Source organism: Pseudomonas sp. UMAB-40 (assembly GCF_900095275.1).
GTDB lineage: Bacteria > Pseudomonadota > Gammaproteobacteria > Pseudomonadales > Pseudomonadaceae > Aquipseudomonas > Aquipseudomonas mandelii_B.
The window spans coordinates 86,888-110,470 of the sequence record NZ_LT607573.1 but is presented as its reverse complement, the minus strand read 5'-3'; the positions used below and the strand labels follow the sequence as shown (position 1 = coordinate 110,470).

Below are 23,583 nucleotides of genomic sequence, written 5' to 3'. Positions count from 1 at the left end.
CAAATGTACTCCATGACGACTTTAACCCCCCGCCGTACCGCCATCCTGACCTTTATCCGTGATCGAATCGCGGAGCAAGGTCAGTCCCCGAGCCTCGCTGAAATCAGCGAGGCGTTTGGTTTTGCCTCCCGCAGCGTGGCGCGCAAGCATGTGCTGGCGCTGACCGAGGCCGGGTTCATCGAGGTCAATCCGCATCAGGCCCGGGGCATTCGTTTGCTCGGGCAACCGGCGCGGCCCGAGTTGCTGGACATCCCGGTGCTCGGGCGGGTCGCAGCGGGTGCGCCGATCGGTGCTGATGCCGAAGTGCACAGCCGCTTGCTGCTCGACCCGTCGATCTTCTCGCGAGTGCCGGACTACATGCTGCGGGTCCAGGGCGACTCGATGATCGAGGACGGTATTCTTGACGGCGATCTGGTGGGCGTGCACCGCAATCCCGAAGCGTTCAACGGCCAGGTCGTGGTGGCGCGGCTTGACGGCGAAGTCACCATCAAGCGTTTCGAGCGGGTTGGCGACGTTGTCCGGTTGTTGCCACGCAACCCGGCCTATAAGCCGATCATCGTCGAGGCCAATCAGGACCTGGCCATCGAAGGGGTGTTCTGCGGTCTGGTGAGGCAAGGGTGATGGGCGCCGTCGTTGCGCTGGATACGCTGTTCAATGGCGGCCAGGTCTGGAAGGGCCGACCTGCGCCACCGGCTGTCAGCCCGCAACCCACCGGGCATGCCGCGCTGGACGCGGCGTTGCCCTCCGGCGGCTGGCCGGAAGCGGCGTTGACTGAAATCCTCCTGGCCGGGCAGGGTGTTGGCGAGTTGCAGCTGGTGTGGCCAGCCCTGGCGCGGCTGTCGGCGGCGGGCGAACGCATTGTGCTGGTGGCGCCGCCTTACGTGCCGTATCCCCAGGCCTGGCAGAGCGCCGGGGTCGATCTGCGCCAGTTGTCGATCATCCAGGCCAGCGAGCGCGATGCGCTGTGGGCGGCGGAACAATGCCTTCGTTCAGGCAGTTGCGGCGCGGTGCTGTGCTGGCCGCACAGGGCCGATGACCGGGCGCTGCGACGCTTGCAGGTGGCGGCCGAAACCGGCTCGACCCTGGCGTTTGCCTATCGCTCGATCAACGAAGCCATCAACCCTTCGCCTGCGGCGCTGCGCATCGCCATCGATGCCAGGCCCGCGCAGTTGCGTGTGCTCAAGTGTCGGGGCGGGTTGGCGCGGTCGGCACCGATTGCCTTTCCCGTGGGGCATTGAGGTTGCCATGCGCTGGGTCTGCATTCTCTTCCCGCAATTGGCGCTGGACGCGGTACTGCGTCAGCGCCCCGATCCCGATGAACCGTTGGCGCTACTGACCGGCCCGGCACAGCGTCGGGTGTTGCAAGCGGTCAACGCTTCGGCGCGGGCGCTGGGCTTGCGCCCGGGCCAGTCGATGACCGCTGCGCAAGCCTTGAGCAAAGGCTTTGTCACGGCCGAATACGATGGCGCCGAGATCGAGCACTGGCAACAGTTCCTGGCGGCGTGGGCCTACCGGTTCAGCTCTCAGGTCAGCGTGCATTACCCGCGTGCCGTGGTGTTTGAAATCGAATCCAGCCTTGGGTTGTTCGGGCCCTGGCCGCAGTTCGAGGCGCGGTTGCGTGCCGAGCTCGGCGAACTGGGCTTTCGGCATCGGATCGTCGCCGCGCCCAACCCGGTGGCTGCGCGGGTGTTGGCCAATATGTATGACGGCTTGGTGGTGCCGGACGATCAAGCCTTGCGCTATCACCTGGGGCAATTGCCGGTTGACCGGATTGCCCTGGAACCAGCCGTGGCCACGGCGTTGTCGCGCATGGGGTTGCGCACCTTGAGCCAGGTTCAGGCGTTGCCGCGCAACAGCCTGGCGCGACGGTTCGAGGCGCAGGTGCTCAAGCACCTGGATGCGCTGTTCGGCGAGCGGCGGCTGGCGCTGGCGTTCTACCTGCCGCCGGACCGGTTTGATGTGCGCATCGAGCTCAACTTCGATGTGCAATCCCATCAGGCGCTGCTGTTTCCATTGCGTCGCTTGACCGGCGATCTGTCGGCCTTCCTCTGCGGCCGGGACAGTGGCGTGCAGCGTTTCGACCTGCACCTGGAACACGCCGGCTTGCCGGACACGGTGATCAAGGTCGGCCTGCTCAGCGCCGAGCGCGATTCGGCGATGCTCTTCGAACTGGCCCGGGGACGGCTGGAACAGGTGCAGGTCGAGGCCCCGGTGCGCGGTTTCCGGCTGCGCGCCGAAGACCTGCCAAGCTTCGTCCCGCAACGTCAGGAACTGTTCGACGACCGTCCGCAGCAGTCCTTGCCCTGGGAGCAACTGCGCGAACGCTTGCGCGCACGGCTCGGGGATGACGCGGTGCATGGCTTGCGTTTCCAGGCCGATCACCGGCCAGAGTGCGCGTGGCAGGCTCGGGTCGACAGCCAACTCTGCGCGGGGTTGGCGGGCGTGCAGCGTCCGGGCTGGTTGCTGACGGAGCCGCAGGCCGTACACGAAGGCTCGACGCGAATCCTAATGGGGCCGGAGCGTATCGAGTCCGGCTGGTGGGACGGCGACGACGTGCGCCGCGATTACTACCTGATCGAAACCCGTTCCGGCCAGCAGGGCTGGGCCTACCGCGCGGTGGGCGAGGGCGGCCCGCTGTGGCTGCAAGGCTGGTTCGCATGAGCGTCGGGTATGCGGAGTTGCACTGCCTGTCGAACTTTAGTTTCCAGCGCGGTGCTTCCAGTGCCCTGGAACTGTTTCAACGGGCGAAAAAGCACGGCTATCAAGCGCTGGCGATCACCGATGAATGCACCCTGGCCGGCATCGTCCGCGCCTGGCAGGCGGCCAAGTCCGTGGAGCTGCCGCTGATTATCGGCAGCGAAATGCGCATCGAGAACGGCCCGAAACTGGTGCTGCTGGTGGAAAATCTTGAGGGTTACCAGACCCTGTGCCGGCTGATCACCCGAGCGCGGCGGCGCACGGAGAAAGGCCATTACCAAGTACTGCGCGAGGACTTCAGCGCGCCGATGCCGGGGTTGCTGGCGTTGTGGGTGCCGGACACGGTCGATGATTTTGCCAGCGGTCATTGGCTCAAACAGACGTTCACCGATGGCCTGTGGCTGGCGGTGCAGTTGCATCGCGGGCAGGACGACACCCGACGACTGGACGCACTGCTGACCCTGGCGCGGGAACTGCGGATTCCTGCGCTGGCCAGCGGCGATGTGCACATGCACACCCGTGGGCGGCGGGCATTGCAGGACACCATGACCGCGATCCGTCATCACCTGCCGGTGGCCGAGGCCGGGTTGCGGTTGCATCCGAACGGCGAGCGGCATGTGCGCAGCCTCGATGCCCTGCAATCGATCTACCCGCAAGCGTTGCTCGATGAAACGCTGACCATCGCCCGGCGTTGCACGTTCGACCTCGGCCAGTTGCGTTATCAGTATCCCCGCGAGCTGGTGCCGGAAGGCCAGACAGCCACGTCCTGGCTGCGGCATCTGACCGAAGAGGGGATCGCGTGGCGCTGGCCGGACGGTCCGCAAGCCAAGGTGCTGGTGCAGATCGACAAGGAGCTGGAACTGATCGCCGAGCTGGGCTATGAAAGCTACTTCCTCACGGTGCACGACATTGTGCGGTTCGCCCGTGAGCAGAAAATCCTCTGTCAGGGCCGGGGTTCTGCCGCGAACTCGGCGGTGTGTTTTGCCTTGGGCATCACGGAAATCGACCCGGATCGCACCACGCTGTTGTTCGAACGCTTTCTCTCCAAAGAGCGCAATGAGCCACCGGACATCGACGTCGATTTCGAACACGAACGCCGCGAAGAAGTCTTGCAGTACGTGTTCCAGCGTTATGGCCGGACCCGCGCCGCACTCACGGCAGTGGTCAGCACCTATCACGCGGCCGGCGCGGTGCGCGACGTGGCCAAGGCCCTGGGTCTGCCGCCGGACCAGATCAACGCCCTGGCCGATTGCTGTGGTCACTGGAGCGATGCAACACCCCCCGTGGAACGCCTGCTTGAAGGCGGTTTCGACCCCGAGAGCCCGGTGCTGCGCCGGGTGCTGAGTTTGACTCAGCAACTGATCGGTTTCCCCCGACACCTGTCCCAGCACCCCGGCGGCTTCGTGATTTCCGAGCAGCCGCTGGACAGCCTGGTGCCGGTGGAAAACGCTGCCATGGCCGAGCGCACCATCATCCAGTGGGACAAGGACGATCTCGATGCGGTGGGGCTGCTCAAGGTGGACATTCTGGCCTTGGGCATGCTCAGTGCGATCCGCCGCTGTTTTGATTTGCTGCGCCGTCATCGCCATCTGGACTTGAGTCTGGCGACGATTCCGGCCGAAGACTCGCCAACCTACGACATGATCGGCCGTGCCGACACCATCGGCGTGTTTCAGATCGAATCCCGGGCACAGATGTCGATGCTGCCGAGGCTCAAGCCCCGGACTTTCTATGACCTGGTGATCGAGGTGGCGATCGTCCGTCCGGGGCCGATCCAGGGCGGGATGGTGCATCCGTACCTGCGCCGGCGAAACAAGGAGGAACCCGAGGTTTACCCGTCGCCGGCGCTGGAAGTCGTGCTCAAACGCACCCTGGGCGTGCCGCTGTTTCAGGAACAGGTGATGCAGATTGCGATTGTCGCCGCCGACTACAGCCCCGGCGAGGCTGATCAGTTGCGTCGCTCCATGGCCGCCTGGAAACGCCATGGCGGACTGGAGCCGCACAAGGATCGGCTGGCCGCCGGGATGAAGAAAAACGGCTACACGGCCGAGTTCGCCGCGCAGATCTTCGAGCAGATCAAAGGCTTCGGCAGTTATGGCTTTCCTGAGTCTCACGCCGCCAGTTTCGCCTTGCTGACCTACGCCAGTTGCTGGTTGAAGTGCCACGAGCCGGCGGCCTTCGCCTGTGCGCTGATCAACAGCTGGCCCATGGGGTTCTACAGCCCCGACCAGATTCTGCAGGACGCGCGCCGGCATCATTTGCAGATTCGCCCGGTGGACGTGCGCGCCAGCGAGTGGGATTGCAGCCTCGAACCGATCACCGGCGCGCAGCCGGCGATTCGCATGGGGCTGCGGATGATCAAGGGCTTTCGCGAGGACGATGCCCGGCGCATCGAAGCGGCGAGGGCAAAGGGTGTATTTGTCGACATCGCCGACCTGGGCGAGCGCGCGCGACTCGATGCTCGTGCCCAGGAGCAACTGGCCGATGCCGGTGCGCTGCGGGGGCTGGCCGGTGACCGTCATCGGGCGCGCTGGGAAGTGGCGGGGGTGCAGAAACAGCTTGGTTTGTTTGCCGGCCTGCCGAGTCAGGAAGAACCTGCGATCTATCTGCCCAAGCCGACGGTGGGCGAGGACTTGCTGGCCGACTACAACAGTGTCGGCACCACCCTGGGCCCACATCCGCTGGCGTTGCTGCGCGGTGAATTGAAAGCCCGACGTTGCCGCAGTTCGAAAGAGCTGATGGAGGTCGAACACGGCCGACCGGTCAGCGTCGCCGGGCTGGTCACCGGCCGGCAACGGCCGGGCACTGCCAGTGGCGTGACCTTCGTCACCCTCGAAGACGAATTCGGCAACATCAACGTCATCGTCTGGCGCGATCTGGCTGATCGGCAGCGAAAGGTTTTGGTCGGCTCGCAGTTGCTCAAGGTCGATGGCCGCTGGGAAAAGGAAGGCGAGGTGCGACACCTGATTGCCGGACGCTTGAGCGACCTGAGTCCTTTGCTGGATGGCATCAGCGTGCGCAGCCGCGATTTCCGCTGATTCTCAGTCATGCACAACCCCACTGATCACACTGATCGTTCCCACGCTGCGCGTGGGAATGCAGCCATGGACGCTCCGCGTCCCAGCTGTGACGCAGAGCGTCACGGGAGGCACTCCCACGCAGAGCATGGGAACGATCGCGTCAGCCAATGCATTGACGCCAATAAAAATTAAATACTGTTATCAGTGATGGCACTTTGGCATAATGCCGGCCGCCGACGTCCCGCACGTCGATTATCGATTTGATTCCCCCTCGCTTTTTCGCCGCTGCAACCCGCAGCGGTTGGCTATGGCCGTGCCGGGATAAACCGTTTTTTCAGAAGGAATGCACAGTGAGAATGATCTCTCGGATGTTGGTGTCGGCGGCAGCGATTGCCCTTTTGGGCAGCATGGCCGGTTGCGCCACGGAAAGCTCGCGCGCCTTGCCGGTCGCAAAAGTCGAAAGCGCCAGCGTGGCGTATGCCGGTGTTCGTGTGCCCATGGCAGTCGGCAAGTTCGACAACCGTTCGAGCTACATGCGCGGGATTTTCTCCGACGGCGTCGATCGCCTCGGCGGTCAGGCCAAGACCATCCTGATCACTCACTTGCAGCAAACCAACCGCTTCAGCGTGCTGGACCGCGACAACATGGGCGAGATCCAGCAGGAAGCCGCGATCAAGGGCCAGTCCCAGCGCCTCAAGGGTGCTGACTTTGTGGTCACCGGTGATGTCACCGAGTTCGGCCGCAAAGAAACCGGCGACCACCAGCTGTTCGGCATTCTCGGCCGCGCCAAGACCCAGGTGGCCTACGCCAAGGTCAACCTGAACATCGTCAACATCAGCACCTCCGAAGTGGTTTATTCGACCCAGGGCGCTGGCGAGTACGCCTTGTCCAACCGTGAAGTCATCGGCTTCGGCGGCACGGCTGCCTACGATTCGACCCTCAACGGCAAAGTGCTCGACCTGGCCATGCGCGAGGCGATCAATCGCCTGGTGGACGGGATGAACGCCGGGGCATGGAAACCGGGTAACTGATCAAGGTTGATGACAAGGAGCGGTAAAAGCATGTTCAAGACATATGTGTCGTGGGCGCTGATGGCGTCGACATTGCTGGTCAGCGGCCTGTTGGGCGGTTGCGCCGGCCCGAAAACCCTTTACCAGTGGGAAAGCTACCAGCCGGAAGTCTACGAGTACTTCAAGGGTGAAGAACCCAAGGAAGCTCAGGCCGAAGCGCTGGAACGCGACCTGCAGAAGATCAAGTCCACCGGCAAGACGCCGCCGCCTGGCTATCACGCTCACCTGGGTCTGTTGTACCTGAGCATGGGCAAGGACGATCAGATGGTGCAGCAGTTCAGGACCGAGAAAACCCTGTTTCCCGAGTCGACGCCGTACATGGATTTTCTGCTTAAAAACGCCAAGACCGGAGACACCCAATGATCGCGCATTCATTGAAACTGATGGCCGGGCTGCTGGCGCTGGCTGTGCTCGGTGGCTGTGTCAGCCCCAAGACCGTGGACTATTCGGCTTACAAGCAAGCTCGTCCGAAAACCATTCTGGTGCTGCCGCCGCTGAACAACTCGCCGGACGTCAAGGCGTCCTACAGCATGTTGTCGCAGGTCACGTACCCGTTGGCAGAAGCCGGTTACTACGTGCTGCCGATCACCCTGGTCGATGAGACATTCCGCCAGAATGGCCTGACCACACCGGCGGACATTCACCAGGCACCGGCCAACAAGCTGCAGGAAATCTTCGGTGCCGATGCGGGGTTGTACATCACCGTGACGGACTACGGCACGCGCTACATGATCATCAGCAGCGAAACCGTGGTGACCGCCACCGCGAAACTGGTAGACCTCAAGAGCGGCACCACCCTGTGGACCGGCTCGGCCCGGGCATCGAGCGAAGAGGGCGGCAACAACGGTGGCGGTGGTTTGGTTGGCATGCTGATTACGGCAGCGGTCAAGCAAGTGATCAATAGCTCCACCGACGCCGGTCACCCGATTGCCGGTGTGGCCAGTACACGGCTGCTGTCGGCAGGGCAACCGGCGGGGTTGCTGTACGGACCGCGTTCGCCGAAATACGGTACTGATTGAACCCGGTCTGTTTGAGATCGTTCCCACGCTCCGCGTGGGAATGCATCCCCGGACGCTCCGCGTCCGCTTTTGGGACGCAGAGCGGCCCTTGCTGCATTCCCACGCAGAGCGTAGGAACGATCAGCGATCGAACTGACCTGCATGCATTTGAATGGCATCGAGAAGGCGATCCTCGACGTCGCCGCCACACTCAAAACCGGCTACCACCCGCTCAAGCATCTGATCGAGGTTTAATGATGCCTCGCTGATTTCTGTAGCAGCTGCCTCGCGCTGCTCGGCAGCTGCTACAGGGTTCTTTGTCTGGCCACCCCAACAAATCCGCAGATCTAGAATCGGCTAACCTCATATGAAACCATTGGCGTCGGCGATGCTCGAAACAAACGGGCACGCGTCGTCCTCGCGCAGCGATCCCGCATGTCAGCCACTCACAGAGACAAAGAGCCAGTCGATGCAGTTTCTATCTGATAGCCACGGGTGTGCCGGCTGGAACGGTGAAATGGCCGGGCGCATCCGCGCGTTCGACTGGAGCCAGACTGAGCTTGGAGGCATCGACACCTGGCCCGCCAGTCTGTGCAGCACGGTTCGGCTGATGCTCGCGTCGCCATTGCCGATGGTGATGCTCTGGGGGCGCGAGGGCTACATGATCTATAACGATGCGTACTCGACGTTTGCCGGTGGCCGCCATCCTTACCTGCTGGGGGTTCCGGTGGAGCTGGGCTGGCCGGAAGTGGCCGAGTTCAATCGACATGTGGTGGATACCTGCCTGGCGGGCGGCACTTTGTCCTATCGCAATAAAGAGCTGGAATTGCTGCGCGACGGGGTCCCCGAGGACGTCTGGCTGGACCTCTATTACAGCCCGGTCGCCGATGATGAAGGGCGCCCCGGCGGGGTCATGGCGATGGTCGTTGAAACCACTGAATATGTAATCTCCGAACGCCGGCGCCAGGAAGCCGAAGACGCGTATCGCGCCGACAACGAGCGCGTGCGCCTGGCGCTCAATGCCGGGGCGTTGCTTGGCTCGTTCGTCTGGGACATCAAGGGCAACGTGCTGTCCGGTGACGAGCGCTTCGCCCGGACGTTCTCCTACCCGACCGGGCAGAACCTGGCCGACCTGCCCACTGACATCGCAGAAGCGCGGATTCATCCCGACGACCGCAGCTGGGTCCAGGAACGGGTCAGTCAGTCAGTGGCATCCGGCGAGCCCTTCAACGCCGAGTACCGGGTCTTGCGCCCCGACGGCAGCTATCTGTGGGTGCAGGCCAGTGGGTGCTGCGAGTTCAACGAGCAGGGCGAACCCTTCCGCTTCCCCGGCGTGTTGATCGATATTCACGAACGCAAGATCGCCGAAGAATCTTTGCTCAAATTCACCCGCAACCTGGAGCAGCGCGTAGCCGACGAAGTCGATGCGCGGCTGGCGGCTGAAGAGCAACTGCGCCAGTCGCAGAAGCTCGAAGCCATCGGCGGCCTCACCGGCGGCGTAGCCCACGACTTCAATAACCTGCTGCAGGTGATCGCCGGCAACCTGCACTTGCTGGCGCGGCATGAACCGGACAACGCCAACGTGCAGCGCCGGGTCAGTGCATCGATTGCGGCCGTCGAGCGCGGCGCCAAACTGTCTTCGCAATTGCTCGCGTTTGCCCGCCGCCAACCGTTGTCGCCAGCGGTATGCGACCCACAACTGATATTCGAAGGGCTGGGTGAGCTGTTGCAACGGGCGCTGGGGGAAACCATCCAGATCGATGTGCAGGTGCCGCAAGAACCTTGGTACATCAACGTCGATCGCAACCAGTTGGAAAACGCCATTCTCAACCTGGCGATCAATGCCCGTGACGCCATGCAGGGCGAAGGGACCATTGAGCTGAGTGCCGGGAATGTAGCGCTCGATCGTAAATTCTGTGCCGGCAAGGGCATCGCGGCGGGCGATTATGTGCGTGTCGCGGTGGCCGACACCGGCGCCGGTATGTCGCCCGAAGTGCTCGGGCAGGCGTTCGAGCCGTTTTTCACCACCAAGGCCGACGGTCAGGGCACGGGGTTGGGACTGAGCATGGTGTTCGGTTTCGTCAAACAGAGCGGCGGGCACGTCGAGATCTCCAGCGTCGTCGGGCAGGGCACTCGGGTGCAGCTTTACTTCCCGCGCAGCTTGCGTGCGTTGCCCATTGAAACAACATTACGTGATTCACCCCGACAGGGCGGGCACGAAACCATTCTGGTGGTCGAGGACAACGAAGCGGTGCGCAGCTCGGCGGTGGAGTTGCTGAGCGAGGATGGCTATCAGGTCATGACCGCGGCCAACGGTGACCAGGCGATGCAGATGTTGCTGGATGGCGTAGCGGTGAACCTGATTTTCACCGATGTGGTCATGCCCGGCCTGATCAAAAGCTCGGACCTGGCAGCTTGGGCCAAGGTACAAAATCCCCCGGTGGCGGTGCTGTTTACCTCCGGCCACACCCGGGACATTATTTCGCGCAATCACCAGCTCAGCCCTGATACCCATCTGCTGAGCAAACCTTATGGGCCCGAAGCCCTGACACACATGATCCGCACCGTCCTCAGCGGCTGACCACATCCATTGTGGGACTATCCCCTGTGAGCGAGCCCGTAGCGAGGGGATTTATCCCCGTTGGGTCGCGAAGCGGCCCCTGAAAATGGGACTGCTGCGCAGTCCAACGGGGATAAATCCCCGCTCCACAGTGCCTGCTCCCACAGGGGAGTTGTTTTTTTTCAGTTATTTATTCAAGGGCTCCCGATGACTTCAACGCGTACCTCCAATCCTCCTTCCGGCATGGTCAGGGTACGCGGTGCCCGGGAACACAATCTCAAGAACATTGACGTCGACATTCCACGGGATGCCCTGGTGGTGTTCACCGGCGTCTCGGGGTCGGGCAAGTCGTCGCTGGCGTTTTCCACGCTGTACGCCGAAGCGCAGCGCCGCTATTTCGAATCCGTGGCGCCCTACGCGCGGCGGCTGATCGATCAGGTCGGTGTGCCGGACGTGGATTCCATCGAAGGCCTGCCACCGGCCGTGGCCCTGCAACAACAGCGCGGCACGGCGAGTACGCGGTCTTCGGTGGGCAGCGTGACGACGCTGTCGAGCCTGATCCGCATGCTGTACTCCCGGGCCGGCAGTTATCCGCCGGGGCAGCCGATGCTGTACGCCGAGGACTTCTCGCCCAACACGCCTCAGGGCGCCTGCCCCGAATGCCATGGCCTGGGCCGGGTGTATGAAGTCACCGAAGCCTTGATGGTCCCGGACCCGAGCCTGACCATCCGCCAGCGCGCAGTGGCTTCCTGGCCCACGGCGTGGCAGGGGCAGAACCTGCGCGACATCCTGGTGACGATGGGCTACGACGTCGATAAACCCTGGCGCGATCTGCCGAAAAAACAGCGTGAATGGATCCTCTTCACCGAGGAAACACCGACCGTCCCGGTCTATGCCGGGCTCACCCCGGAAGAAACCAGAGTTGCGCTCAAACGCAAAATGGAGCCCAGCTACCAGGGCACCTTCACCGGTGCCCGGCGCTACATCTTGCACACGTTCAGCCACTCGCAAAGTGCGCTGATGAAGAAGCGCGTCGCCCAATTCATGCTCGGCAGCCCTTGCCCGTTGTGCGACGGCAAACGGCTCAAACGCGAGGCGTTGTCGGTGACCTTCGCCGGCTACGACATCGGCGAGCTGTCGCAGATGCCGTTGCTGCAAGTGGCCGAGGTGCTCAGGCCGGTGGCGGCCCACAGTTACCTGGAACAGGCCGATGAAGCGGGCGAGGTGTTGACTCACCGCCAGACCCGCGAGGCCCGTGAACAGCGCGTGGCCCACGGCGCCAGCGGCCATGCCAACGCGCCGGATGTGCGGCATACGCCTAACCTGTCAGTGGAGAAACGCCTGGCCGCGCAACGGATCGCCCAGGATTTACTGGAACGGGTCAGCACTTTGACCGACCTGGGTCTTGGTTATCTGGCCCTGGAGCGCAGCACGCCGACGCTGTCGTCCGGCGAGTTGCAGCGGCTGCGCCTGGCCACTCAATTGGGTTCGCAGTTGTTCGGCGTGATCTACGTGCTGGATGAGCCGTCGGCCGGTCTGCACCCGGCCGATGGGGAAGCGCTGTTCGAAGCGCTGCAACGCTTGAAGGCTGCCGGCAACACCCTGTTTGTGGTTGAGCACGATCTGGAAACCATGCGCCGTGCCGACTGGCTGATCGATGTCGGCCCGGCGGCGGGTGAGCATGGCGGTCGGATCCTCTACAGCGGTCCGCCCAAGGGACTGGAGGACATCAAGGACTCCCAGACCCGCGCCTACCTGTTCGCCGAGCAGATCACTGAAACCAGGACCGGCCGCAAACCGACCGATTGGCTTCGCCTGGAAGGCATTACGCGCAATAACCTGAACGACCTCAGCGTCGAGTTTCCCTTGGGCTGTTTTACCTCGGTGACCGGGGTTTCCGGTTCCGGCAAATCAAGCCTGGTCAGTCAGGCCTTGCTGGAATTGGTCGGTGCCCATCTTGGGCGCGGAACCAGTGCCAGCGAGCCCGAAGAGTTGAGCCTTGAGGACGATGCGCCGCAAGTCAGCGGCGGCCAGGTCACGGCCGGTCTGGAATCGATCAAGCGCCTGGTGCAGGTCGATCAGAAACCCATCGGCCGCACGCCGCGCTCGAACCTGGCGACCTACACCGGGCTGTTCGACAACGTGCGCAAATTGTACGCCGCCACCCCACAGGCGCAGGCCGAGGGCTACGATGCCGGGCAGTTTTCTTTCAACGTCGCCAAGGGCCGTTGCCCGACGTGCGAAGGCGAGGGGTTTGTCAGCGTTGAGTTGCTGTTCATGCCCAGCGTCTATGCACCGTGTCCGACGTGTCACGGCGCCCGCTACAACCCCGAGACGCTGGCGATCATCTGGCAAGGTCTGAACATTGCGCAGGTCTTGCAGTTGACGGTGGACCAAGCGGTCGAGGTGTTCGCCGAGCAACCGGGCATTCGCCGTTCGCTGGAAGTGCTGCGCGACATCGGCCTGGGCTATCTGCGCCTCGGTCAGCCGGCCACGGAGCTCTCGGGTGGCGAAGCCCAGCGCATCAAACTGGCGACCGAACTACAACGTAACCAGCGCGGGGCGACCTTGTATGTGCTCGATGAACCGACCACCGGTTTGCATCCGCGGGACGTTGACCGGCTGCTCGAACAGCTGAATACGCTGGTCGCGGCGGGGCACACGGTGATTGTGGTGGAGCATGAAATGCGCGTGGTCGCGCAGAGTGACTGGGTGATTGATATCGGGCCGGGGGCGGGGGATCAGGGCGGCAAGATTGTCGTTGCCGGCACGCCGCAGAAAGTCGCCAGGAGCAAGAAAAGCCGGACGGCGCCGTTCCTGGCCCGGACCCTTAACTAGTAGGAGCGAGGCTTGCCCGCGAATTGGGCGCTGCGGTCAGTCAGACAAAACCGGTTATCGTTCTTCGCGGGCAAGCCTCGCTCCTATAGATTCGGTGTCAGGCGCAGTCGATCGTGCGCCTGACCTTGTCCAGCAGCTCATTGATCTGAAACGGCTTGATCAGCATTTCCATGCCATCACCGAGGAACACCTGGCGGTTGATTGCGTTCTCCGCGTAGCCAGACATGAACAGGATCGGCAAACCTTCACGCCATCCCGGCACTGCCGTCGACGGCGATAGGCCACCCATTGGATTGAACCCCTGTCCAGGGATGGCTTCGAACCTTCAAGGCCCCGGCTGTTTGAATCGCGGGCTGGCCGTCATGAGCGAGGTGCGTATGAAAGACGAATCGACACAACGACAGGATCAATCGGGGGCGCCGATGGACCGCAATGACCCGGCGATTGACCCGCAGACGCCAGGCGAGGGCGCGCCAGAGGGGCAGCGTCAGAGCCAAACCACCGGCTCGCAAAGCGCCGATGCGGCGGTGGATCAGAAGAATCACCACACCGACAATGACAATGAGTTCAGCCCCGGTTTCAAGCCGAATCCGGACCGGCCCAAACCCGGCGATGACACGGATGCCGACATCGATACCGATGGCGGCTAGTTCAGCCAGCATGCAAAAAGGCCGCATCAATCGATGCGGCCTTCTTTTTTGCGCGTTATTTACTGGGGTGGGCCGCCTGGAGCTTTTTCGCCATCTCCAGGTGTTTTTCCAGCGCCGGCAGCATTTTTTGTGCGAAGCCTTTCAGCTCGGTGGCGCCTTTGACCTTGTCGTCCGTCACCGTGTTGGCCTGTTTTTCGAACAGCTTGATCGTGTCTTCGTGGGCCTTCACCTGATTATCGGCGTAGGCCGCGTCGAAGGACTCGTCCCGCATGTCGAGGATTTTTTCCTTGGCCTGTTTGACCAGCGTCGTCTCGTCCGGCACCTCGATGTCATTCTTTTTCGCCAGGGCCGCCAGTTCATCGTTGGCCTTGGAATGATCGGTGATCATCATGTTGGCGAATGCCTTGATGTCGGCCGATGAGCTTTTTTCCAGCGCCAGACGGCTGGTCTCGATTTCCGCAATGCCACCGGCGGCTGCGTTGTCGACAAAGTCATTGGAAGTGGCGGCAAAAGCTGTGCCCATGCTGGTGCTCAAGGCGACAGCCAGGGCGAGATGGCGCAGGGTGAATCCGTCCATTGGTCATTCTCCACACAGGGTTCAGGTTAGCGATCGAGGTGATCGTTATGCAATGGAGGCAGGCGCTCGGGCAAAGGTTTTATCGGGTTTGCGCCAGGACGACGAACGGGCACCGCTGGTCTGATAGGCGGTCGACAGAACCGGCCAACCGAGGCCATTCTGATAGTTGGTGAACGCAATTGATCGCGTTTGCTATCGATCAACAAACGGAGGTGTTCCATGCCGGTGCCACACGATATTTGTCAGGACCTGAAACTTTCAAAGGAAGATATCCAGCAAAAACGCTCCAAGGATTCTCGACTGGACTCATTACTTAATCAGTATTCGCAAGCGGACGCCGAGGTCGTAAAGGCTGAAACCGCACAATCGGATGCGCCCAGTGATGACGCACTGAAGAAGCTCAAGGAGAAGCGTGTGCTGGTCAAGAATCAGATCGTTGAACGGCTCCAGACGCCATCCTGATGCGCCTTGCCCACCCACCGACAACCGGTGAGTGAAAAATTGGAACGGTGATTAAAACCGGCACCTCGAAAGATCAGAGTCCGACCTTTTCGACTCCTTGCGAGGTGCCTTATGAATGAGCCCAAATTTCCAAGTGAAGAGCAGGGCGGGTACGACCCCATCCCGACCCATCCTGAACCGCTAAGCCCCGGCCGCACGACGGTCAACCCCGAAGACGAGCCGGGCATCGACGAATTGCCAGACAACGAAGGTGTGCGCCCGCTGGATGAGGACGACACCACCGCGATGGACCCTGAGCGGGTGCTTGAAGAGACGGACAACGCCGTGCGCGATAGCGAGACGGATCCCCGCTGATCACACAAAAAACCGTGGGAGCGGGCTTGCCCGCGATGGCGGATTACCTGACACGGCAATGTTGACAGTGTCGCAGCCATCGCGGGCAAGCCCGCTCCCACAGGGTTTGTGCTTTATTTCTGGAGGGCGGTGTTTAGGGGTAGGCGCGCCATGTTTTTTGCCTTCAGCGATCCCAGGTACAACCAGTCCCCATATTCGCGCACTGTCGTGATCGGCGAGTAATTACCTGTGCTCGCATCTTGCAGGTTGGCAATCACCTTGCCGTCCAAGTCCAGACCCAGTGCAAAGGCACGCTTTTCCATGGGTTTGGGCAGTACCGTCAATGCCCGAACAATCATTTTGCGCACGAACGGGTGCTGTGCCGTGGCGTCGAGCAATGCATTGCGCGGTGCGTAGAGCGCCACCCAGAAGCGGTCGCGGCCATTGAACGCGAGGTTGTCCGGCAGACCCGGCAGATTGTCGATAAACACATCGTGGGTTCCGGCGTTCGGCCCGCTCAACCAGAAGCGGGTGATACGGTAAGCGCCGGTTTCGTTGACCAGCACAAAGCTGTCGTCAGGCCCCAGCGTCACGCCGTTGGCAAACTCCAGCGTGTCCAGCAACACCGTTGTCTTGCCGGTCTGGAAGTCATAGCGCAACAAACGGCCGTCACCACCGTGCTCGATGATCGCCTCGCCATCCTTGCCGTAGCCCCAGCGGCTGGACGCGTCGCTGAAATAGGCGTAGTGCCCGGATTTGTCGATGGCGACGTCATCGGTAAACCCGAAGGGCACGCCGCTGGCCGCGGTCGTCAGCGGGATCAACCGGCCCTGGGCATCCAGGGACAGCAAACCCTTGACGCCGTCAGCGATCACCAACAACCCGTTCGGGTGCCGTGCCAGGCCCAGAGGCCGGCCGCCGGTATCGGCCAGCACTTTGGTGTCCTTGCCGTCGAGGCTGGTGCGGATCAGGCGGCCGTCGTGCAGCCCGGTGATGAGCACGTTATCTTCCAGCAGCAGCGCCTCGGGCCCTTCGATGTCCGCCGGGCCGACACGCTCCACCCCTTTGAGCCGCTGATTGTCGGCATACACCCCGCTGGTCAGGGAAGGCGCCGGCGGCGGCGTCCAGGCCACCGGCCGAACCTTGGTCGGAAACAACAACAGAAAAGCCCCCAGGACAATGATCAGCAGCCACAACAGATGGCGAAACCTTAAGGTGCTTCTCACACGCTGACTCCTGCCGGATTCAGGTTTTTCTGCGCCATGTCGCGCAACGCCAGCATCGATGCCGCGGACTCACGCTCGATACGTCGCTTGAGCAGCAATCGATTGGTGACGCGCATCGCCAGGCCCGAAAACTGATACTCCAGCGTCCGCACAAAGCGCGTGCCTTCGCCCTGCACCTCGCATTCGTAGGTCACGACCAGCGACAACCCGTGATCACCCCGCGCCCAGGCACTCCAGCGGCGCCCTGGCAGGTATTCGTTGACCTCCCAGCTCAAGTGCCCCGTGCGGCCACCGGCAAGGATGTCCTCCTCGAACCGCAGGCCGGCATGCAGCGGCCCACTTTGCCCCTGGACCTTCAGAGACGACGGATGCCACTCCGGCCAACGGGTGACGGTGCTGGCATAGGCGAGCACGTCAATCGGAGTTCCAGCGATAGCGATCTGGTGCTGCATGCGGGTCATGGTCGTTCTCGTCAGGGGCAGGGGGGCAGGCTCCGGCTCCCAGTACAGGGTGCCGAACAGGTAGTCCATCAGCGGAAACACGATATTGAAATTGCGTTCCTGCATCAGCTCGCGGCGGTGATGCAGTTCATGCAGGCGGCGCATCTGGCGGATCCACGGCAGACGCGTGACCGGGTTGTCCGGCGGCAAATGCTCGCAGGCATGAAACACCTCGTACATCAGGTACCCAAGGACCAAACAGCCGCCAAACAACCCGGCGACGTTGGCATCGACCTGCTTGAGCAGCCACCAGACGGGCAGGGTGAAGACGACGGTGTGGACCACGATCAGCCAGGCAGGAAACAGAATCACCCGCCAGTCTCGAGCGCTGTCATAGGTCATGTGGCCGGGGGCGAAAAAGCTGTGATGGTCGCCGGCATGGCGGGCGTAGAACATCCGCGCGAAGCTCTTTTTGTGATGCCCCAGGTGCCGATGCACCAGGTACACGCCGAAGTTGAAGAATAACAGCGTCAACGGCACCGTCAGCCATTGCAGCGGCCGGACCTGATGCACGGTGCTCCAGAACCCACCGATGGCCAGCACGCCGAACAGCAGCACAAAGGCCCCATGAAGCCATGGGTTGTAGCGCGGATGGATGTCAGCGCGATAGCGGTCGCGAAATGCCTGGGTGGTCTGCCTCACTGCGTTCACCTCTGCTTATTGTTATCACCAGCAGATTAGCTGATCTGCCCGCGCAAGCTTGAGCAAAGCTGGATGACACAAGCGCCATGATCCGGTGTATTCAGGTCAGCGGGTTCCAGCGTTGGGACCAGTCGTCGTCGGTCTTGATCACTTCACGCAATAAATCGAAGGCCCGTTGCAGAGTCGCCGAGTCGCGATCGCGCGAGTAAACCAGGTAGGTCGGGTAACTGAATTCCGGGGCTTTGGGCACGGGCTCCAGTACGCCGCTTTCGAGGTAGCTTTGCACCACGCGTGTACGGAAGTAGCCGCTGCCGCCGTTTTCCAGAATGTATTGCAGGGCCAGCGGCCCGAGGTTGAAGCTCAGGGCGGCCTTGGCTTTTTCCGGCAGGGCGGCATCGTGCTGACGGCGGAAATCCGGGCCCCAGTCGATGTACACGTAAGGATCGGGCCGCCCGGCGAGGCGTACCAGAATGAGTTTTTCTTCGAGGATCTGTTCGACTTGCAGGCGCGGCCAGTATTCGGGCTGATAGACCAGCGCCGCGTCCAGCACCCCCAGTTCCAGTTGGCGCAGCAGGTTCTCGCCGTCGCGGATTTCCATGCGCAAGGCGTGGCTGGGAATCTTCTCGCGCAGTTCACCGGCCCAACTGAGCATCAGCGGATTGCACAGACTGACCTCGCCGCCAATGTGCAGCACATCGCGGTAACCGTCGGGCAACGGCAAGTCCCGGCGCGCGGCTTCCCAGGTCTCGACCAGTTGATTGGCGTACACCACAAAGGCCTCGCCATTGGGCGTCAGCCGCGCACCGGCACGGTTGCGCACAAACAACGTGCTGCCCAGCTGGCTCTCGAGTTTTTGCACACGCGCCGTGATTGCGGTCTGGGTGACGTGGAGTTTTTCAGCGGCGGCGGCAAGACTGCCGTGGCGGACAATTTCCAGAAAGGTGCGAGCGAGATCGATGTCCATGGGGCGGCCGGTGCGGGAGGTGTGGGCATTGTAAACGGATCCTGCCAGTCCGGTTCATGTAGCAACTGCCGAGGTCCCTGTGGGAGCGAGCTTGCTCGCGATGAGGGCATCACATTCAAAATCGATGTTGAATGTAAGTCCGCCATCGCGAGCAAGCTCGCTCCCACAGGGGACTTGGTTGCTGCGACAGCGTGTGTTCAGTTATGCGGCGTGTGAAGGCACTACACTGCAACCGTCTCTGGCCCAACGGCGCCCCCCATGACGGCAAAGCACGCAGCAAACATCCTCGATACGGTTGAAGGCAAACGCCTGGCCGGCCGCGACGCCGAGGCCTGGCGCGCGTGGGGGCCGTACTTGAGCGAACGCCAATGGGGCACGGTGCGTGAGGACTACAGCGCCGATGGCGATGCGTGGCGCTATTTTCCCCATGATCATGCCCGCAGCCGAGCCTATCGATGGGGCGAGGATGGGCTTGCCGGGTTTTGCGACAAGGCTCAGCACTGGTGCCTGGGGCTGGGCCTGTGGAACGAGCGCGACCCGATTCTCAAAGAGCGCCTGTTTGGCTTGAACAATGCCGAGGGCAATCACGGCGAGGACGTCAAAGAGCTGTATTTCTACGTCGATGGCGTGCCAAGCCATGCCTACATGCGCATGCTCTACAAATACCCGCAGGCCGAATTTCCCTATGCCGACCTCGTGGCCGAAAACGCCCGCCGTGGACTGGCGGACGCCGAGTACGAAATCCTCGACACCGGCGTGTTCGAGGACAACCGCTATTTCGACGTGACGGTTGAGTACGCCAAACACGCGGCCGATGACCTCTTCATGCGCGTCACCGTGCATAACCGGTCCGATCAGCCGGCACGGCTCCACGTGTTGCCGCAGCTCTGGGCGCGCAACACCTGGAGCTGGACGGCGGACGGGCAGCGCCCGAGCCTCATGCTGAACGGCGATGAGGTCCTGGCCCGACATCCACAACTCCCCGACCGGCAGGTCAGCGCCTGGGGCGAAGAAGACTGCCAATGGCTGTTCTGCAACAACGAGAGCAACTTCCCCAAACTCGATGGCGTGGCGGCGAAGGGGCCATTCAAGGACGGCATCAATGATTTTCTGGTCGCAGGCGACAGCGATGCGATCCGCCATGATGCTGGAACCCGGGTGGCGGCGCACTTCACCCTGAATTTTGAAGCCGGCCAAAGCCGATGCGTCTACGTGCGTTTTGCGCCGACCGGCGCGGTTCGGGTCAACGCCAAAGCCCTGTTCGAACGGCGTCGCAGCGAAGCCGATGATTTTTACGCGGCCCTGCAATCCGGCATCGGAGATGCGGATGCGCGCAACGTTCAGCGTCAAGCGCTGGCCGGATTGCTCTGGTCGAAACAGCTGTATTACTTCGACGTCAATCAGTGGCTCGACGGCGATCCGGCTCAACCTTCACCGCCATCCGGGCGTGCGCATATTCGCAACACGCATTGGCGCCACCTGTCGAATTTCGACATCGTTTCCATGCCTGACACCTGGGATTATCCGTGGTACGCCTCGTGGGACCTGGGTTTTCAGGCAGTGGCTTTCGCGCTGATTGACCCCGGGTTTGCCAAGCATCAATTGTTGCTGCTGGTCAAAGACCGCTTCATGCACCCCAACGGCCAGTTGCCGGCCTACGAGTGGCGTTTCGACGACGCCAACCCTCCGGTGCACGCCTGGGCCTGTTGGCGTGTGTATCAGCAGGACAAGGCGCTGAACGGAACCGGGGACATGGATTTCCTCGAGCGGATCTTCCACAAACTGCTGCTGAATTTTTCCTGGTGGGTCAATCGCAAGGACGCCGAAGGCCGCAACCTGTTCCAGGGCGGTTTTCTGGGGCTGGACAACATTGCGCTGTTCGACCGCTCGGCGCTGTTGCCGCCCGGCTATCAGCTCGACCAGGCCGACGGCACGGCGTGGGTCGCCGCCTATGCGCTGGACCTGATGCGCATCGCTTTGGAACTGGCCAAGCGTAATGCGGTGTACGTCGATATTGCGGTGAAGTTCTTTGAGCACTTCCTCTATATCGCCGGGGCCATCAACCGGGTCGACTCCGATGCCGAAGGCTTGTGGGACGAACAGGATCAGTTCTTCTACGACGTCCTGCATCGCCCCGAGGGTGTGAATGAACCGCTGCGCTTGCGCTCGATCGTTGGCCTGATGCCGCTGTTCGCCGTGCAGGTGTTGGAGCAGCACGAGCATGAAGGGTTACCCGGCCTGCGTGAGCGACTGCTCGGTTTCATGCGGCACCGCCCGGACCTCGCCAGCCTGGTGTCACGCTGGACTGAACCTGGGGAAGGCAACCGGATGCTGCTGGCGCTGTTGCGTGGCGAACGGACCAAGAACCTGCTCAAACGCATGCTCGATGAAAACGAGTTCCTCTCCGGGTTCGGCATTCGTTCACTGTCCAAAGCCTTCGCCGAACAGCCATTCGGGCTGCAAATCAATGGCGAGCGACTCTGTGCCCATTACGAACCGGCAGAATCGGAATCGTGCCTGTACGGCGGCAACTCCAATTGGCGTGGGCCGGTGTGGATGCCGATCAACTACATGCTGATCGAATCCCTGCGCGAGTTTCATCGCTATTACGATCAGAACTTTTCGGTGGAATACCCGACGGGGTCAGGGTTTCTGGCTTCCCTGGAAGAGGTGGCCGACAGTCTGAGTCAACGACTGACCCGGCTTGTGCTTCGCGATGAAGAGGGCAATCGGCCGTCAATGGCGGCGTATCCGCATTTGCAGGCGGACCCGGCGAGCCGCGATCTGGTGCTGTTTCATGAGTATTTTCATGGGGAAACCGGACGCGGATTGGGGGCCAGCCATCAGACGGGATGGAGCGCGCTGATTGCATTGTTGTTGCAGCCTTGATTCCCCACCCGACGCAGCCCCCCTGTGGGAGTGCGCCTGCTCGCGATGGCGTAATTTCAGGCGACATCGATGTTGAATGACACACCGTCATCGCGAGCAGGCTCACTCCCACAGGGAGATGGTCGGTGTTGGCGAGGTCTTTGTTCAAAACGCGAAACAGGAACAGCCAAACGCACCCCAAAATCCCTGAAAGTCACTGACCGGCGCTGACGACAATCGCGCCCGCTCATGGCTGTGCGCATGCACCGCACACGCGCCGACGCATTGATGCACCTGCGCCGTCAGTGGTGCCACAGGCTTCCAGTGGCCCGGCACCTTGGCGACGGGCGACCACTCGGGGACCACAGGAATCGGTGGCGGCCCGAGTTTTTCGAACTCGACGCTGCCGTAGACGATCTTGCCGTCGACAATGGTCAGCACCGACTCGATCCATTTGATCGCTTCATCGTCGATGTGGAAGTAGTCTGCCGACAGCGCAATCAGATCCGCCAGTTGCCCGACCTTGATCTGGCCTTTTTTGCCTTGCTCGGAAGAAAACCAGGCGCTGCCGTGGGTGAACAGTTCCAGCGCCGTATCGCGGCTCAAACCTTGCGGGTACAGCTCCAGTCCGCCAACGGTGCGGCCGCTGACCAGCCAATACATCGACGTCCAGGGGTTGTAGCTGGACACCCGTGTGGCATCGGTGCCGGCACCCACCGGAATGCCTTCGGCGAGCATGCGCGCGATCGGCGGCGTGTGTTCAGCGGCTTTGGCGCCATAGCGGTCGACGAAGTATTCGCCCTGGAAGGCCATGCGATCCTGAATGGCGATGCCGCCGCCCAAGGCTTTGACCCGCTCGATGTTCTGCGGGGTGATGGTTTCCGCATGATCGAAAAACCACGGCAAACCGTCGAACGGAATATCGCGATTGACCTTCTCGAACACGTCGAGCATGCGGCTGATGGATTCGTTGTAAGTGGCATGCAGGCGGAATGGCCAGCGCTGCTCGACGAGGTGGCGCACCACCGGTTCCAGCTCCTGCTCCATGGTTTGCGGCAAGTCCGGGCGTGGTTCGAGGAAGTCTTCGAAGTCTGCCGCCGAAAACACCAGCATTTCCCCGGCACCGTTGTGCCGCAGGAAATCGTCGCCCTGGCCGTAATGGGAGGTGCTGGTCCAGTTTTTGAAGTCGCTCAGCTCTTCCTTGGGTTTCTGCGTGAACAGGTTGTAGGCGATGCGCACGGTGAGCTGTTGGTCTTTGGCCAGTTGCTGGATGACTTGATAGTCGTCCGGGTAATTCTGATAACCGCCGCCGGCATCGATGGCGCTGGTCACGCCGAGGCGATTGAGTTCGCGCATGAACTGGCGGGTCGAGTTGACCTGATATTCAAGCGGCAACTTCGGTCCCTTGGCCAGGGTCGAGTAGAGAATCATGGCGTTCGGGCGGGCGATCAGCATGCCGGTGGGATCACCGTTGGCGTCCCGCTGGATTTCTCCGCCCGGCGGGTTCGGCGTGTCGCGGGTATAACCGACCACTTTCAACGCCGCACGGTTGAGCAGGGCGCGGTCGTAGAGGTGCAGCACGAACACCGGGGTGTCGGGTGCGGCCTTGTTCAGTTCATCAATCGTCGGCAAGCGTTTCTCGGCGAACTGGAATTCATTCCAGCCACCGACCACCCGCACCCATTGCGGCGTGGGCGTGCGGTCAGCCTGGTCCTTGAGCATGCGCAATGCATCGACCAGCGACGGTACACCTTCCCAGCGCAGTTCGAGGTTGTAATTCAAGCCACCGCGGATCAGGTGCAGGTGCGAGTCGTTGAGGCCGGGAATTACCGTGCGCCCGTGCAAGTCGACGATCTTTGTGCCGGGGCCTTGCAGGGCCATGGCCTGGGCGTCGCTGCCGACCACCACGAAGCGTCCGTCCTTGATCGCGACGGCACTGGCCTGGGGTTTCTTGCGATCGACGGTGTGCAGGCGTCCGTTGTACAGAATGAGGTCGGCCGGGGTGTCGGGCATGGTTTTACTCCCTGCGATGAGCGGGCTGATCCAGGCACCGACGGCGCCTGCCGAAAGACCTTGCAGTACACGTCGGCGGTTGAAACCTTCGTGCTCGTCAGGTGGGCTCATGGCAGTGCTCCGCGCAATTTGTCTGGGGGGCAAACAGCCGATGTCTGACGCATG

19 protein-coding genes and 1 pseudogene are annotated in these 23,583 nt (G+C 62.1%); 14 read left to right on the top strand and 6 right to left on the bottom strand.

Annotation, left to right across the window (positions count from 1 at the left end):
• Window positions 1-3: 3 nt before the first annotated feature.
• From lexA to K0F88_RS26895, 10 genes and pseudogenes are all read left to right on the top strand, one after another.
• Window positions 4-621, top strand: coding sequence for a transcriptional repressor LexA (gene lexA / locus K0F88_RS26940; protein ID WP_219097249.1), 618 nt, complete (start codon window positions 4-6; stop codon window positions 619-621).
• On the top strand, window positions 621-1,238 hold the full coding sequence (gene imuA / locus K0F88_RS26935; RefSeq protein ID WP_219097248.1) for a translesion DNA synthesis-associated protein ImuA: 618 nt from the start codon (window positions 621-623) through the stop codon (window positions 1,236-1,238). The genes lexA and imuA overlap by 1 nt, the downstream gene beginning before the upstream one ends.
• 7 nt (window positions 1,239-1,245) lie before the next feature.
• On the top strand, window positions 1,246-2,661 hold the full coding sequence (locus K0F88_RS26930; protein WP_219097247.1) for a DNA polymerase Y family protein: 1,416 nt from the start codon (window positions 1,246-1,248) through the stop codon (window positions 2,659-2,661).
• The gene (locus tag K0F88_RS26925) at window positions 2,658-5,735 is read left to right on the top strand and encodes an error-prone DNA polymerase (RefSeq protein ID WP_257605357.1); all 3,078 of its coding nucleotides are present in this window, start codon (window positions 2,658-2,660) and stop codon (window positions 5,733-5,735) included. Before K0F88_RS26930 ends, K0F88_RS26925 begins: the two co-directional genes overlap by 4 nt.
• A gap of 338 nt (window positions 5,736-6,073) precedes the next feature.
• Complete coding sequence (locus tag K0F88_RS26920; protein ID WP_162179691.1) at window positions 6,074-6,748, top strand: CsgG/HfaB family protein; 675 nt, start codon at window positions 6,074-6,076, stop codon at window positions 6,746-6,748.
• 60 nt (window positions 6,749-6,808) lie between these two features.
• A complete protein-coding gene (locus K0F88_RS26915; protein WP_257605360.1) occupies window positions 6,809-7,150 on the top strand; it encodes a DUF4810 domain-containing protein in 342 nt (113 codons plus the stop codon).
• Window positions 7,147-7,806: a DUF799 domain-containing protein gene (locus tag K0F88_RS26910; protein ID WP_219097244.1), complete on the top strand. Its 660-nt coding sequence runs from the start codon at window positions 7,147-7,149 to the stop codon at window positions 7,804-7,806. Before K0F88_RS26915 ends, K0F88_RS26910 begins: the two co-directional genes overlap by 4 nt.
• Window positions 7,807-7,920: 114 nt before the next feature.
• A pseudogene (locus tag K0F88_RS26905) lies at window positions 7,921-8,040 on the top strand (GntR family transcriptional regulator); the annotation flags it as partial.
• A 214-nt stretch (window positions 8,041-8,254) separates the two neighbouring features.
• On the top strand, window positions 8,255-10,366 hold the full coding sequence (locus K0F88_RS26900) for a PAS domain-containing sensor histidine kinase (RefSeq protein WP_219097243.1): 2,112 nt from the start codon (window positions 8,255-8,257) through the stop codon (window positions 10,364-10,366).
• A gap of 186 nt (window positions 10,367-10,552) precedes the next feature.
• Complete coding sequence (locus K0F88_RS26895; protein ID WP_219097242.1) at window positions 10,553-13,183, top strand: excinuclease ABC subunit UvrA; 2,631 nt, start codon at window positions 10,553-10,555, stop codon at window positions 13,181-13,183.
• Window positions 13,184-13,280: 97 nt separating this feature from the next.
• Here the strand turns inward: K0F88_RS26895 and K0F88_RS26890 are convergent, their stop codons facing one another.
• Complete coding sequence (locus K0F88_RS26890) at window positions 13,281-13,472, bottom strand: hypothetical protein (RefSeq protein WP_219097281.1); 192 nt, start codon at window positions 13,470-13,472, stop codon at window positions 13,281-13,283.
• Between the two features lie 88 nt (window positions 13,473-13,560).
• Here K0F88_RS26890 and K0F88_RS26885 point away from each other — a divergent pair, with 88 nt between their 5' ends.
• Entirely contained in the window at window positions 13,561-13,833 is a 273-nt protein-coding gene (locus K0F88_RS26885; RefSeq protein ID WP_219097277.1) for a hypothetical protein, read from the top strand.
• Window positions 13,834-13,888: 55 nt separating this feature from the next.
• Here the strand turns inward: K0F88_RS26885 and K0F88_RS26880 are convergent, their stop codons facing one another.
• Window positions 13,889-14,410 carry a DUF4142 domain-containing protein gene (locus K0F88_RS26880; protein ID WP_219097241.1) on the bottom strand — a complete coding sequence of 174 codons (522 nt, stop codon included), beginning with the start codon at window positions 14,408-14,410 and terminating at the stop codon, window positions 13,889-13,891.
• Window positions 14,411-14,629: 219 nt separating this feature from the next.
• On the opposite strand from K0F88_RS26880, the gene K0F88_RS26875 reads away from it, so the two are divergent.
• Together K0F88_RS26875 and K0F88_RS26870 are read left to right on the top strand one after the other, a co-directional pair.
• Complete coding sequence (locus K0F88_RS26875; RefSeq protein ID WP_219097240.1) at window positions 14,630-14,872, top strand: hypothetical protein; 243 nt, start codon at window positions 14,630-14,632, stop codon at window positions 14,870-14,872.
• A 111-nt stretch (window positions 14,873-14,983) separates the two neighbouring features.
• A complete protein-coding gene (locus K0F88_RS26870; protein WP_219097239.1) occupies window positions 14,984-15,226 on the top strand; it encodes a hypothetical protein in 243 nt (80 codons plus the stop codon).
• Between the two features lie 113 nt (window positions 15,227-15,339).
• Here K0F88_RS26870 and K0F88_RS26865 read toward each other — a convergent pair whose 3' ends face one another.
• The 3 genes from K0F88_RS26865 to K0F88_RS26855 form a co-directional block, all read right to left on the bottom strand.
• Window positions 15,340-16,431, bottom strand: coding sequence for an SMP-30/gluconolactonase/LRE family protein (locus tag K0F88_RS26865; RefSeq protein WP_219097238.1), 1,092 nt, complete (start codon window positions 16,429-16,431; stop codon window positions 15,340-15,342).
• Window positions 16,428-17,573, bottom strand: a complete 1,146-nt coding sequence (locus K0F88_RS26860; protein WP_219097237.1) for an SRPBCC family protein — start codon at window positions 17,571-17,573, stop codon at window positions 16,428-16,430. The genes K0F88_RS26865 and K0F88_RS26860 overlap by 4 nt, the downstream gene beginning before the upstream one ends.
• Before the next feature lie 100 nt (window positions 17,574-17,673).
• The gene (locus K0F88_RS26855; protein WP_219097236.1) at window positions 17,674-18,537 is read right to left on the bottom strand and encodes a LysR family transcriptional regulator; all 864 of its coding nucleotides are present in this window, start codon (window positions 18,535-18,537) and stop codon (window positions 17,674-17,676) included.
• Window positions 18,538-18,795: 258 nt separating this feature from the next.
• On the opposite strand from K0F88_RS26855, the gene K0F88_RS26850 reads away from it, so the two are divergent.
• Complete coding sequence (locus tag K0F88_RS26850) at window positions 18,796-21,426, top strand: glucosidase (RefSeq protein WP_219097235.1); 2,631 nt, start codon at window positions 18,796-18,798, stop codon at window positions 21,424-21,426.
• Window positions 21,427-21,570: 144 nt separating this feature from the next.
• On the opposite strand, the gene K0F88_RS26845 is transcribed toward K0F88_RS26850, so the two are convergent.
• The gene (locus K0F88_RS26845; RefSeq protein WP_219097276.1) at window positions 21,571-23,418 is read right to left on the bottom strand and encodes an amidohydrolase; all 1,848 of its coding nucleotides are present in this window, start codon (window positions 23,416-23,418) and stop codon (window positions 21,571-21,573) included.
• Window positions 23,419-23,583: the final 165 nt, after the last annotated feature.